Source organism: Mammaliicoccus sp. Dog046 (genome assembly GCF_034039665.1).
GTDB lineage: Bacteria > Bacillota > Bacilli > Staphylococcales > Staphylococcaceae > Mammaliicoccus.
In genome coordinates this window covers 721486-733824 of sequence record NZ_CP120131.1, presented here as the reverse complement: position 1 = coordinate 733824, position 12339 = coordinate 721486, and the positions used below count along the sequence as shown (strand labels likewise).

Below are 12339 nucleotides of genomic sequence, written 5' to 3'. Positions count from 1 at the left end.
TATATTATTTCATTGCTGCTTCTTTTAATTTTTTAATTGCAGTACGTTGTAGCCTAGATACATGCATTTGACTGAGACCAATCTTTTCACCGGTCTCTTTTTGACTCAAGCCTGAGATAAAGGTGTATTGAATAATCTCTCTTTCTCTATCAGATAATATTGGAAGTATTTTTTCTAATATCATCCTTTTTTCAGTTAAATCATAACCATCTTCCGTTTCACCCATTATATCTAATAATGTAACAGTCGATCCATCCTTATCTGCTTCTATGGAATGGTCTACACTCAATGCATTATAACTTTGACCCATTTCCATCGCTTCAAGTACTTCTTCTTCTGAAACATTTAGTTTATTTGCGATTTCAATAATTTTGGGAGAACGTCCGAGTTCATTCGTTAATTCTTCATTGGCCTTTTTTATATTAGGACCAATTTCTTTAATTCGTCTTGGTACATGCACACTCCATGTTTTATCTCTTAGATATCTTTTTATTTCTCCAATGACAGTTGGGACTAAGAAAGCTTCGAATTTTCGTTCAAAAGAAACGTCAAACCTTTTAATTGCACCTAACAGACCAAGCATACCTACTTGAACTAAATCTTCATGATGTGCTTGTCCTTTTGAATATTTATATGCGAGTGATTCGACTAACTTTTGATAATGTAATACGAGCTTTTCTTGTGCTTGATCATTATTATTTTCTTGATAATCTGCAATCCACGCGTTTATATCTTCTGGAGAAACGTCTTTATAAGCTTTGGACTCTTCCGTCATGTGTTTGCACCTGCTCTTTAGATAAATACTTTGTCATACTTATAGTAACACCAGCATCCTTTTGAACACTTACTTCGTCCATTAATGATTCAATAAGGAATAGACCTAGTCCACCTTGTCTTAAGAAGTTGATATTATCGCTTTCTTGATAAGGTCCAAGTACTTTTTTAGCTTCATCATAATTGAAGCTCTTACCTGAATCAGAAACAATGATTTCTATCTTATCTTCAAAAACAAGATATCCAATAAGGATTTCACCTTGAACATTTTCACTATAAGCATGTTTCACTGCATTTGTTACTGCTTCTGAAACAGCTATTTTCGAATCTTCTATGTCTTCATATGAAGCACCTGCTCTATTAAACACGCCAGATAAAGTCAGTCTGACTAAACCTACATATTCTGGGGCAGCTGGGAATCTCATCTCTATATAATCATAGTTAGATGTCATCTTTTTATACCTCCGTTCCTTTGTTGACATGCATTAATTCTTTTAGACCAGTAATGTCAAATAGTCGCTCAATTCTTTCAGATACACCAAGCACATATAGTGATTTGTCGTGTTCATTGAGTGATTTTAATGTGCCAACAAATAAACCTAAACCGGTAGAATCCATATAGCTTACATTTTCTAAATTTACATGTATATCGTGTGTACCTTGTTGTCTAATTGGTTGTAATACTTCTTCTAATTCTGGCGCTGTATAAACATCTAGTTCTCCGCCAACTTTTATTTCGTAATGATTTTCATGCTCTGTTGTTTCAATGTTAAGATTCATTCCTTGTTACACCCCTAAATATATTAGACTTTCATCATTAGTTTATACCCGTTAATGATTTTTTTAATCTTTTTTATTTTACACGTTTTACGATGAGTATTGTTAAGTCATCTCGTTTATTCGGATTTTGTAATTTAACGAGTTCTTCATATAATATTTGAACAATGTCTTGCGGATGAAGTTGCTTATGTTCATTAATCATATTTAACAAATCCGATGTTTTTATAAATTCATTCTGCTGATTTCTTAACTCTGTTACGCCATCTGTAAATACGATAATCATATCTTGTAATTCAATCTTAATTTCGCTCTGTTTATATCTTGTATGTTTGTTAACGCCAAGTACGATGCCACGCTCAGACATTTCAATAAATTCGCCTGTTTCATTTCTAAAAATATAACCAGGTTCATGTCCAGCCGAACTATAGTACAACATATTATTTATTTCTTCATAAAGACCATAGAACATCGTAACAAACATATTTTGGTTTACGTTCTTTTCAACTACACGGTTTAATCTCTTTAAACCATCGCTAGGTAATTGTGAATGACCATAAGAGTCCATTCCAAATTTAATCATACTCATCGCTAATGCTGCTGGAATACCTTTCCCAATAACATCAGCAACCGCAAAGCTCATCGTACCGTCGTTGTGATCAATTAAGTTGAAATAATCACCGCTTACTTTATTAGCAGGCACAGAAATCGCCCCAATTTGAATACTATCAAATTGAGGTATTTGTGGCTTTAGCATCGTTTGTTGAAGACTTGATGCGACTTCCATCTCTTTATCATGTATTTTAATTTTGTTTAATAACTTCTTATAATCTCGATATGTAAATCCATAACCTATAATGACTTCAAGTAGCACGTCAAAAGAACGAACAATATGTGATTTAGAAAGACTTTGATCACTGTTTATTATTTCTAGATGCAATTGTACAATTTCCTCTGGAGAAATATCTTCTTCAATCGCATCATTCGAGTACGTTTGACATTCAGATAGTATTTGGTCATCAGATGTATTAACGTATTCCATTAATAATTGCTGATACTGTTGCTTTTTTTGCTCTGACACAAAGTCACCTCATTTCTATTGGACTAAAAAAGCTTTAGGTTTATCCTAAAGCGGAGGATGTTTTAAAAGTCTCTAACCGCTTCTAAAACATTATGGTATTTTTTATGTATTACCTAATGCATCAAACCTTTGTTGCAAAGTTAGATTAAGGCTGACTGCTATAGCTGAATCAACCTCTTTCATCTTTGCATCAGATAAATATGTGAGTTTTTCTTTTAATCGTTTCTTATCAATGGTTCTTATTTGTTCAAGTAATATAACTGAATTTCTATCTAGTTTATATTTCGCAGCTTCAATTTCCACATGTGTAGGTATTTTAGCTTTATTTATCTTGCCAGTAATAGCTGCTACAATCACAGTCGGGCTATATCTATTCCCTGTATCATTTTGAATAATGACGACTGGTCTTGTTCCCCCTTGTTCAGAACCAGTTACTGGTGACAAATCTGCGAGATATACATCGCCTCTTCTCATTTATTCACCTTGCTGATGAGATGCTAAGTGTGATTCGTTGCAATCACAAGCTTCGCATTCGATATAGTAAGCTTCAGAAGCAAGGGAGAGATTCAAGTCAGCCATGGAACGATATCCTTCTTTCAGTGTTTGTTCTAAACTTTGCGTACGATTTTGCGTTAAAGACGTCATAACAAATACCTCCAGATCAAAATTAAATGTTGAATATGTTATTCATATCATAACAAATGTAACTCAATTTGACTATGCTATTTTAACAATTCGTTAGTGACTTCAACTTTTTCACCATCGTCATAAATGCGAGGTAACCTCTTTTTCAAATTACAAAGCACTTCATAATTAATCGTTTCTAGCGTTTCTGCAATCTTTTCCGCTGATTGTTCAGAATCGACTTTGTTATCCATTAAGATCACTTTGTCTCCAACTTTAACATCATCTGGAACTTCTATCATCGTTTGATCCATACAAACGCGTCCAATCACACGACAGTTTTTACCACCGACATTGACCAATGTGTTTTGCATTTTTCTTAAATAGCCATCTGCATATCCAATCGGTAGTGTTGCAACTTTAATACCTTCTTCAGCTGTATACGTCGTACCATAACTTACAGATTCACCTGGTTCGATATATTTCGTATGCACGATTTCAGTGACAAGTTGTGCTGCAGGTTTTAATTTCAAATTAGAAATTTCTTGTATATATTTTGAAGGATAATATCCATATAAAGATATACCGAATCTCACAGCTGTACAAATTGACGCATCATATCTTAATGCACCTGCTGAATTCTGAGAATGTACGTATTCTGGTATTTGTGAAGATTGTACAAATTCCTCGAACAATTCATATTGTTTTTTTGAATAATCATTCGGTTCATCTGCTGAAGCGAAATGTGTGTACACACCTTCAAAGATTAGTCGTTCATGCTGATCAATCGTATTTACAACTTTTTGATAATCATGAATATCTCTTAATCCAATTCTACCCATACCAGTATCTATTTTTACATGCATCCAAAGTGGTTTTTCAATATCGTCATTTAAGTTTTCAATTGCATCTGTTAACCATGCTTCAGATGGTACTGTTAAGGCTACTCTATGTTGTACGGCTTTATTAATATCTTCTGTATTAATCACACCTAATACTAATATCTTTGCTTTAATACCATGCATTCTTAACTCAATTGCTTCATCTAATGTAGCAACAGCAAAGAAGTCCACACCTTCATTCATTAAGTATGTGGCAATGGGTATACTCCCTAAACCATAACCATTCGCTTTAACAACCGCCATAATTTTTTTGTTTGGGTGTAAACGGCCTACTGCTTGATAATTTTCTAATATCGCCTTTAAATCAACATTGATATAAGTTGGCCTATAATATTTTTCGGACAACAGCAAGGCACCTCCTCTTATAATATTTGTATTTTATCATAATGATATCATTTATGCTTATGTTTCTCTTTCTATAATGACAATTGCTTCGGCATAATGGTCAGTATGTGTAATAGAAGGAAAAATACTATATCCTTCCAATCTTATTTCTGGTTTACCATTCGAATCAGGTAAACAATTAATGGAATGAAATCCAAAGTCTTTACCTAACCCTGTGCCCATTGCTTTAGTAAAAGCTTCTTTAACGGCAAATCTACCAGCTATAAATTCAATTTTTCTTTTTTCTAAACTTATTGCATTAAAGATTTGTAGTTCATCTTCTGTTAGTATCTTTTCCGCCATTGCTGGTCGTTTAACATACCAATCGCGTATACGTGCAATCTCCACTAAATCTATACCTACACCATGAATCAAAATAAACACCTTCATTTTCTAATTAATATTACTCGACTTTGATTCTATTTTGAATTGATAATTTTATTTGATTTGCCTTATCTCTATGTAGATATTTAATTTCTACACGACCACCTGCTGTTGATAAGGTAATGTTTGCTAATTTAAATTTTCTCATGATAAAACCTTCATACAAATCAACATTTTGAATTCTTCCTATCGGTATCATCGTTTCTTCTATCATAAATATACCTGATTTAACATTAATTTCATCTTCTTGAACTTCATATCTAAAGTTTTGATACATATAGTAAGGTTTGATAACCATTCCATATATAGCCAAAACAACCGCTAATCCTAAAGGTATTATTGAATACCAATGAGACAACCATTGCCACCAATAAGTACTTAATATAAACATACTTATCGCAATAAATAAAAGTATTATTACAGGTATGAATGTAACAATTCTTTCCACATTCATGCCTTGTTTATTCATTCTATATCTAGGAAGCATGATCAACACCTCCATCATTACTATACCAACTATAAATCTTTAAAGCGTCTTGTTTATTAATGAATTTTAACCCTTTTGACATCATGCCATGCCCATATGCAATATGAATATCAAAATGTGCGATATCTTGTCGCTTAATAATTGGGTTTTCATTTAGCATAAAGGTTAAAATTTTATCTCTATTCACCCAGGTTGTTGTATATCGTAATGGCGAAGCATTTAAAATAACAATCGAATCATCAAGCACCTTGTATCCTGATTTCAATGTTTCCACTAATGCATAAACCATCAAAATGATAAATAAAGCTAATCCAACTATCCAAACATAAGACCATAAATAAATTTGGATAGGTATCGTAACTGCAAGAATAAATATGGTAGGAATAAATACACGCCTACGTATACCTTGTTTTGGTAATACTTTATCAACTTCACTGAATTCAAATTGAGGGATCATTTCCTCTAATAAATCATATGCTTGTTTCTTTTTAATGAATGGTAATATCACAACATCACCTATATTATCTTCTTCGTTTTTCTCAAACGAACCATCTGAAGTAATTATGGCAGAAATACTTGTAAAACCAAATATTCTTCTAAATAATGATTCTTCCTCTTTAAGCGCTTGAATCCGTTTAATTGGAATAGATCTCTTTTTAACCGTAAATAAACCATATTTAATCGTTAAAAGTTCTCCATCAAACGTAAGATTGTACTTATAATATCTAATAAATACAATGAGTGAACCAATAATATAGCTCAATAAAATAAATATAAAACTAAGTATTATCATGACCGTAGCAAAGTTAACTACTTGTTCAAATAGAGGACTTATTATCTTCCCTATATCTAAAAATTGGGTAATTAGACCCATCAATGAACTAAGCGCTGCAAATACAATGAAGATTCCTCCACTAGTAAAACTCATTTGCATCAACGATTTAGTTGAAAGTTGAAAATAAAGTTCCTTTTCTTTCTTTTCAGGTTTACTCGTTTCTTCTCGTTCTTCTTGAACGATTGTTGACGCACTATTCAATTCTTCGTCATTTTGCTTAAGTTCTAACTTTTTCTCTTTAAGGTACTTACTAATTTGTTCACTTTGTTTTTTCGTAATTGTATCTAATTCTACACCATCACTCGGTGTTATCACGCTTAAACTGACCCCGCCAAGTAATTGATGCACAAAGTTTTGAGAAGTATCTACGGATTGAATCCTCTCTATATTGAGTTCTTTTCTATTTTTAGAAAAGACACCCCACGTAACGATTAATTGATTATTTTCAATCCAGTATCGCGTATAAAAAATCTTAATTCCTCTGAATACACTACCTATTAACGAAAACAAAATAATACATAATGGAATAATGAGGTCACCTATATTGTCCAATCCACGCGTTGCAATTAATCCAATAGCAATCACTAAAGGTAAGATATTCTGCTTTAAATTTGTAAAGAATCCACTCACATATGAAATGGGATGTAATTTTTGAGGTTTAAACATCATCTGTCACCTCTTTAACTTTTGCCATAATCTTCATTCTCGTTTGATCTGCTATTTCTCGATTGACCATTGGTAAGATTTTCATACTACCTGCAGTCATAATCACTATAAAATATAAATCAAACATTCTTGATAAAGGACCATGTTTTACTTTCACAAACTGTATTCGGTCATACGGTTGCAAATGCCTTTCTTGAAAATATAATCCTCTTTGAATTTCTAAAAATTTATCTCCTACTTCAAAAGAAGTCTGCCTCAAAATAATGACTGGTTTTATAAAGCCAAAAATAATGATTGCTAAAACTAAAATGAGAACAGGATAAATTAAAAAAGACCACCAATCAAAGTGGCGCCATAAAAATACGAACACACTAAAAAATAAAATGATAAAAATAACATTAAAAAAATGTAACAGATACTCGTATTTTATAGACTGTCTTGGCATTTTGTTGTCGAGTATTGGTTTGTACATATAATCTCCTCTATTGTGTAATTTAAGTGTATTATATCATAAAAAAAAGACCAGGACACAAGTGCCCTAGCCTTAGATTTATCAAATTAAAGTGTTATTTATTTTGAATGCTCAGCGAATGTTCTACCTGAGAATTGTTTTTTTGAACGTGGTTTTGATGATTTATTATTTTTGCCTTTGTTACGATCAAAATTATTATTTTTACTATTTTTATCGTTATCACGGCGTTTATTTTTACCATCAAATCTTGTTCTAGAACCACCGCGTGATTTATTGTTACCACCGCCACGGTTGCCTCTACCTCTTTGACCTGATTTTTTAGATAATGGTTTTTCAAATGTTAATTGTACGTCTGCATCGTTATTTGATGTAATTAACTCTTGTAATAATGCAGCAACTAATTTTTGATCGCCATATTCTTTAATCAATTCTTCAGCAATTTTTTCAATACGCGCTTCAGTTGGTGTTTCTACCCAACCTTTAACTTTTGCTTTAACGTCTGATTCTTTAGCTTGCATTACTTCACCTGGTGTTGGTGGACGTAAAGCTGTCATTTGACGTTTGTTAGCTTTTTCGATTTGACGAATATAATCCATTTCAACTGGATTAACGAAAGTAACAGCTGCACCTTGTTTACCAGCTCTACCAGTACGTCCAATACGGTGAGTATAACTTTCAGTATCTTGAGGGATATCAAAGTTATAAACATGACTTACACCAGAAATATCCAAACCACGTGCAGCTACGTCTGTAGCAACAAGAATATCGATTTGGTCATTTTTGAATTTCTTCAATACTTCTAAACGTTTAGCTTGAGTAATATCACCGTGTAATCCTTCAGCACGGTAACCTTTAGTGATTAAAGCACTTGTTAACTCATCGACACGACGTTTTGTACGACCGAATACGATTGCTAATTCTGGGTTTTGAACATCTAATAAATTAGTGAATGTTTCAAATTTCTCAAGTTCTTTAACAATTGTATAATACTCGTCAATTTGAGGATCTGACATTTCATTAGACATTGTTTTAACGATTTTAGGACTCTTCATGAATTTTTGAACTAATTCTTGAATTGCTTTTGGCATCGTTGCAGAGAATAGTAAAGTTTGACGATTCTCAGATGGAAGTTTAGACATTATAAATCTCATATCATCTATAAAGCCCATGTTCATCATTTCATCTGCTTCATCTAAAATTAAAGTAGAAATCGTTTCTGTCTTTAATGTTCTTCTATTTAAGTGATCGATGACACGTCCAGGTGTACCAACAACAATTTGTGGACCTTTTTTAAGTGATTTAATCTGACGATCGATTGGCATACCACCGAATACAGTTACAACACTTACATTTTGTCCTTTACTGAAAGTACGTAATTGTTCAGCAACTTGCATTGCTAATTCACGTGTTGGCGCAAGGATTAACGCTTGGATACCTTGTTTATCTGCTACTTTATCAATTAATGGGATACCGAATGCACCAGTTTTTCCTGTTCCAGTTTGTGCTTGTCCAAGCACGTCCGTTCCATTTAATGTATGAGGAATACTCTCAACTTGTATTGGTGTTGGCTCAGTAAAGCCCATTCCGTCCAAAGCATTTAAGGTAGCTTCAGAAATACCTAATTCTTTAAATTTTTGCAAAATAATTCTCCTTTTATATAGTTAATTCTTCTCGTCTTTTTTATTCAACTTCTATATACTACCACCCTTTTAACAATAGCGCAATGCGCATGAATTGTGGTTTACATTATATTTTCATGAATTTGTCTATAAAAAAACTGCACTAAAATGGGATTTAGTACAGTTTTAATTCTTTAATTCATTTTTAAATATAAATTTTTCAACTTCGTAAAAAACTTTTTTATTAACTTTTGATAAACAAATTTCATGTGGTCCTCGTTCAATTTCAACGAGCCTTGCATTTTTTATTCTTTTTACAAGTGTTCTCGACTTATCAATTGGAACAAGTCCATCTATTGTTCCATGAATGATTAACGTCTTCGTATCTATTTGTTCAGGTACGTACAAAGCACTTTGTTGTAATTTCTTAAATGATAAAAATGATTGATAGCTGATTTTCATTGTTCTAAACAACATGAATTCTAAGATTTTTAAATCAGTGTGTCTCATGTTGTTAATAAATTTATAAGGTGACTGAATTAAATATTGTAGGTTCATGTTTTCAAAGGCTGGTGCAATCATTACTAATTTATCTGGTTGCTGTAGTTTCGCCAACAACCCAGCAATAATACCTCCCATTGAAAATCCAACGACAACTACAACATCAACTTTCTTTCTTAATAAATTATAAGAACGTTCTGCTCTGTCATACCACATTTGTTCATCTGTATCTTTAATTAATAAGTTCAAGCCATGCCCTGGATATTCTGGTGCTTCTATTATAAAGTCATAGCGTTCACTTAAATATTCAATTAATGAAAGTAACTCGTATCGCCCGCCTGTATAACCATGTAAAAATAGGATTCCTATTTTCATGTTAGTGATTGAATAATTGTTTCAAGCGCCATACCTCTTGAACCTTTAAATAATGTCACAGCGTTTGAATCTAAATGTTCACTCAAATATTCAACGATTTCTTCTTTTGTTTCAAAGTGAATCGTTTGGGCGATATGATTCTGTGCTTTATTTGATATATGTGCCGCTTCTTCCCCATATGTGATGAGTGTTTGTATATCTTTATTTAATAAATATTCCCCAACTTGTTCATGCATTTCTTTACTGATGTCACCCAATTCAAGAACATCAGCAAGCACAAGTGTTTTAGCATCTTGTTCCATATTATGAAGTGTATCAATTGCTGCTTTCATACTCGTCGGACTTGCATTGTATGCATCATTAATGAACAAACCATATTTCTCAGTTTCAATACGTTGCATTCTCATATCTGTTAATTCCAAATGATTTAAAGCATCTTGAATGATATCTTCTGATACACCAAAGTGTTTCGCAACTTGAATAGCATATGTTGCGTTTTTCACGTTATGTTCACCAAGTATATTTAAATGGTAAATCGATTGTTCATTGTTTAATTGAAAGTTTATGCCACTATTAGATATTTGAGATGTATGAATACTTACATCATTCGTATCATTCAATCCAACTGATATATGTTTATGTTGCATCGTTTCAACAAGTGGTTTAAGTAATGGTTCATCTCCGTCCCAAATACAAAGGCCCTCTTCATTAAGTCCTTCAGTAATTTCAAACTTCGCTGAAGCAATACCCTCTCTAGATCCTAAATCTTGCATATGCGATTCACCAATATTCGTAATAATCGCGACATCTGGTTCAGCAATTTCGGTCAATTCTTTAATTTCACCAAAACCACTCATCCCCATTTCTAATATTGATACTTCTGTATCTGCATCTAAATCCAATATCGTCAACGGGCATCCAATTTCATTATTATAATTACCTTGTGTTTTCTTCACTTTAAATGATTGACGTAATACACATTCAACCATATCTTTAGTCGTTGTTTTTCCGTTTGAACCGGTAATCGCAACTACTTTCGGATTCACATGTTTTAAGTATGCTTTTGCTAGTGCTTGTAAAGCTTGCAGTGTATCTTCTACTAGAATAATCGGACCTTGAGGTGGATTTGGAACATCTTTTTGCCAAAATGAAGCCCCTGCACCACTCTCAATTGTTTGTGCAACAAATCGGTGTCCATCTACATGCTCACCTTTAAAAGGAATAAATAAATTAGATTGTTCTATTTTTCTAGAATCGATACATGTACCATTTACAAAAGTATCTAAGTATTCTGTTGGAATTTCACAGTCTATCCATGCTTTGATCTGACTTAATTTAATATTCATTATGTTTACCCTCAGTCAATTTTGTATTTAATAGCTTTCTTATTATTATAACGTTCTATCGCTAACTCAATTAACTTTGTGATGAGTTCAGTGTAACTTAAGTTCATGTTCTCCCATAGTAATGGATACATACTATATTGAGTGAACCCAGGCATTGCATTCGTTTCATTTATATAAATTGTGTTGTCTTCAGTTAAGAAGAAATCCGCTCTTACTAATCCTGAACAATCTGTTGCTTTAAAAGCTTCAACAGCCATATTACGTAAAGTCGTAGCCGTTTCTTCATCTACATCAGCAGGAATTTGAAGTTGAACTTTGCCATCTTTGTATTTAGATTTATAATCATAAAACTGAACATCTTTAACGACTTCACCTGGTAATGTCGTTTCCGGATAATCATTACCTAATACTGCAACTTCAATTTCTCTAGCATCTACACCTTGTTCAATAACAAGTTTGCGGTCAAATTGAAATGCTTCTTCTATACCTGAAATCAATTCTTCCTTATTAGTACATTTACTAATACCAACACTTGATCCAAGGTTTGCTGGTTTTACAAACACTGGATACTCTAATTTATTTTGAATTAATTCAACTATATTATGCTCATACTTTTCATACTCACTTTTCAGGAAGCTTACATATGGTAATTGAGGTAATCCTCTATGTGCAAATAAATGTTTCATTACTAGCTTATCCATAGAACTTGATGCTGCTAGTACACCATTCCCTACGTAAGGAATATCTAATACTTCAAATAGTCCTTGAATTGTTCCATCTTCCCCGTTTGGACCATGTAATAGTGGAAATACAGCACTATACGCTTCTCCATTATTACTTACCTCTAATAATTTAGAAATAGGTGTAAGCTCGTCACTTGTTAAACGAAGTTGTTCGATATCCGTGATTTCCTCGTTTATAGATTGCTCACGTTTGATCCAATCACCATCATTAGTGATATAAATGATATCAACGATGAATTGATTGAAATCCACTGCATTGATAACATTTTGTGCTGTTAATATTGATACATCGTGTTCAGCACTTTTACCACCATAAATGATACATATATTTTTTTTAGACATAAAGACGCCTCCATGTAGATTATTAGC

General features: G+C 32.7%; 15 protein-coding genes. All 15 read right to left on the bottom strand.

The genetic code is table 11. From position 1 onward, the window contains the following. Positions 1-4: 4 nt before the first annotated feature. A complete protein-coding gene (sigB, locus tag P3U32_RS03625; protein WP_323704273.1) occupies positions 5-775 on the bottom strand; it encodes an RNA polymerase sigma factor SigB in 771 nt (256 codons plus the stop codon). Next, positions 750-1226 (bottom strand): anti-sigma B factor RsbW, encoded by a 477-nt coding sequence (gene rsbW, locus P3U32_RS03620; RefSeq protein WP_323704272.1) that lies wholly within the window; start codon positions 1224-1226, stop codon positions 750-752. Before rsbW ends, sigB begins: the two co-directional genes overlap by 26 nt. 4 nt (positions 1227-1230) lie before the next feature. Beyond that, positions 1231-1554, bottom strand: a complete 324-nt coding sequence (locus P3U32_RS03615; protein ID WP_323704271.1) for an anti-sigma factor antagonist — start codon at positions 1552-1554, stop codon at positions 1231-1233. Between the two features lie 73 nt (positions 1555-1627). Beyond that, positions 1628-2632: a PP2C family protein-serine/threonine phosphatase gene (locus P3U32_RS03610; RefSeq protein WP_323704270.1), complete on the bottom strand. Its 1005-nt coding sequence runs from the start codon at positions 2630-2632 to the stop codon at positions 1628-1630. 102 nt (positions 2633-2734) lie between these two features. Beyond that, entirely contained in the window at positions 2735-3106 is a 372-nt protein-coding gene (locus P3U32_RS03605) for a type II toxin-antitoxin system PemK/MazF family toxin (protein ID WP_323704268.1), read from the bottom strand. Beyond that, the gene (gene mazE / locus P3U32_RS03600) at positions 3107-3277 is read right to left on the bottom strand and encodes a type II toxin-antitoxin system antitoxin MazE (RefSeq protein WP_323704267.1); all 171 of its coding nucleotides are present in this window, start codon (positions 3275-3277) and stop codon (positions 3107-3109) included. Positions 3278-3354: 77 nt separating this feature from the next. Continuing rightward, positions 3355-4503 carry an alanine racemase gene (gene alr / locus P3U32_RS03595; RefSeq protein ID WP_323704266.1) on the bottom strand — a complete coding sequence of 383 codons (1149 nt, stop codon included), beginning with the start codon at positions 4501-4503 and terminating at the stop codon, positions 3355-3357. 57 nt (positions 4504-4560) lie between these two features. Next, positions 4561-4917 (bottom strand): holo-ACP synthase, encoded by a 357-nt coding sequence (acpS, locus tag P3U32_RS03590; protein WP_323704265.1) that lies wholly within the window; start codon positions 4915-4917, stop codon positions 4561-4563. Positions 4918-4945: 28 nt separating this feature from the next. After that, positions 4946-5413 (bottom strand): PH domain-containing protein, encoded by a 468-nt coding sequence (locus tag P3U32_RS03585; RefSeq protein WP_323704264.1) that lies wholly within the window; start codon positions 5411-5413, stop codon positions 4946-4948. Beyond that, positions 5403-6917: a PH domain-containing protein gene (locus tag P3U32_RS03580; protein ID WP_323704263.1), complete on the bottom strand. Its 1515-nt coding sequence runs from the start codon at positions 6915-6917 to the stop codon at positions 5403-5405. Before P3U32_RS03580 ends, P3U32_RS03585 begins: the two co-directional genes overlap by 11 nt. Then, entirely contained in the window at positions 6907-7386 is a 480-nt protein-coding gene (locus tag P3U32_RS03575; protein ID WP_323704262.1) for a PH domain-containing protein, read from the bottom strand. Before P3U32_RS03575 ends, P3U32_RS03580 begins: the two co-directional genes overlap by 11 nt. Before the next feature lie 98 nt (positions 7387-7484). Continuing rightward, the gene (locus P3U32_RS03570; RefSeq protein WP_323704261.1) at positions 7485-9026 is read right to left on the bottom strand and encodes a degradosome RNA helicase CshA; all 1542 of its coding nucleotides are present in this window, start codon (positions 9024-9026) and stop codon (positions 7485-7487) included. A gap of 165 nt (positions 9027-9191) precedes the next feature. After that, positions 9192-9881: an alpha/beta hydrolase gene (locus tag P3U32_RS03565; protein ID WP_323704260.1), complete on the bottom strand. Its 690-nt coding sequence runs from the start codon at positions 9879-9881 to the stop codon at positions 9192-9194. After that, positions 9878-11230 (bottom strand): UDP-N-acetylmuramoyl-tripeptide--D-alanyl-D-alanine ligase, encoded by a 1353-nt coding sequence (locus tag P3U32_RS03560; RefSeq protein WP_323704838.1) that lies wholly within the window; start codon positions 11228-11230, stop codon positions 9878-9880. The genes P3U32_RS03565 and P3U32_RS03560 overlap by 4 nt, the downstream gene beginning before the upstream one ends. A gap of 8 nt (positions 11231-11238) precedes the next feature. Continuing rightward, a complete protein-coding gene (locus tag P3U32_RS03555; protein ID WP_323704259.1) occupies positions 11239-12312 on the bottom strand; it encodes a D-alanine--D-alanine ligase in 1074 nt (357 codons plus the stop codon). Between the last annotated feature and the right edge of the window lie 27 nt (positions 12313-12339).

What these genes read in the sequence shown, in the direction of transcription:
- P3U32_RS03555 (WP_323704259.1), bottom strand. Translation starts at nt 12,312, where the DNA reads ATGTCTAAAAAAAATATATGTATCATTTATGGTGGTAAAAGTGCTGAA.
- rsbW (WP_323704272.1), bottom strand. Translation starts at nt 1,226, where the DNA reads ATGACATCTAACTATGATTATATAGAGATGAGATTCCCAGCTGCCCCA.
- P3U32_RS03565 (WP_323704260.1), bottom strand. Translation starts at nt 9,881, where the DNA reads ATGAAAATAGGAATCCTATTTTTACATGGTTATACAGGCGGGCGATAC.
- P3U32_RS03615 (WP_323704271.1), bottom strand. Translation starts at nt 1,554, where the DNA reads ATGAATCTTAACATTGAAACAACAGAGCATGAAAATCATTACGAAATA.
- P3U32_RS03575 (WP_323704262.1), bottom strand. Translation starts at nt 7,386, where the DNA reads ATGTACAAACCAATACTCGACAACAAAATGCCAAGACAGTCTATAAAA.
- sigB (WP_323704273.1), bottom strand. Translation starts at nt 775, where the DNA reads ATGACGGAAGAGTCCAAAGCTTATAAAGACGTTTCTCCAGAAGATATA.
- P3U32_RS03585 (WP_323704264.1), bottom strand. Translation starts at nt 5,413, where the DNA reads ATGCTTCCTAGATATAGAATGAATAAACAAGGCATGAATGTGGAAAGA.
- mazE (WP_323704267.1), bottom strand. Translation starts at nt 3,277, where the DNA reads ATGACGTCTTTAACGCAAAATCGTACGCAAAGTTTAGAACAAACACTG.
- P3U32_RS03580 (WP_323704263.1), bottom strand. Translation starts at nt 6,917, where the DNA reads ATGATGTTTAAACCTCAAAAATTACATCCCATTTCATATGTGAGTGGA.
- P3U32_RS03605 (WP_323704268.1), bottom strand. Translation starts at nt 3,106, where the DNA reads ATGAGAAGAGGCGATGTATATCTCGCAGATTTGTCACCAGTAACTGGT.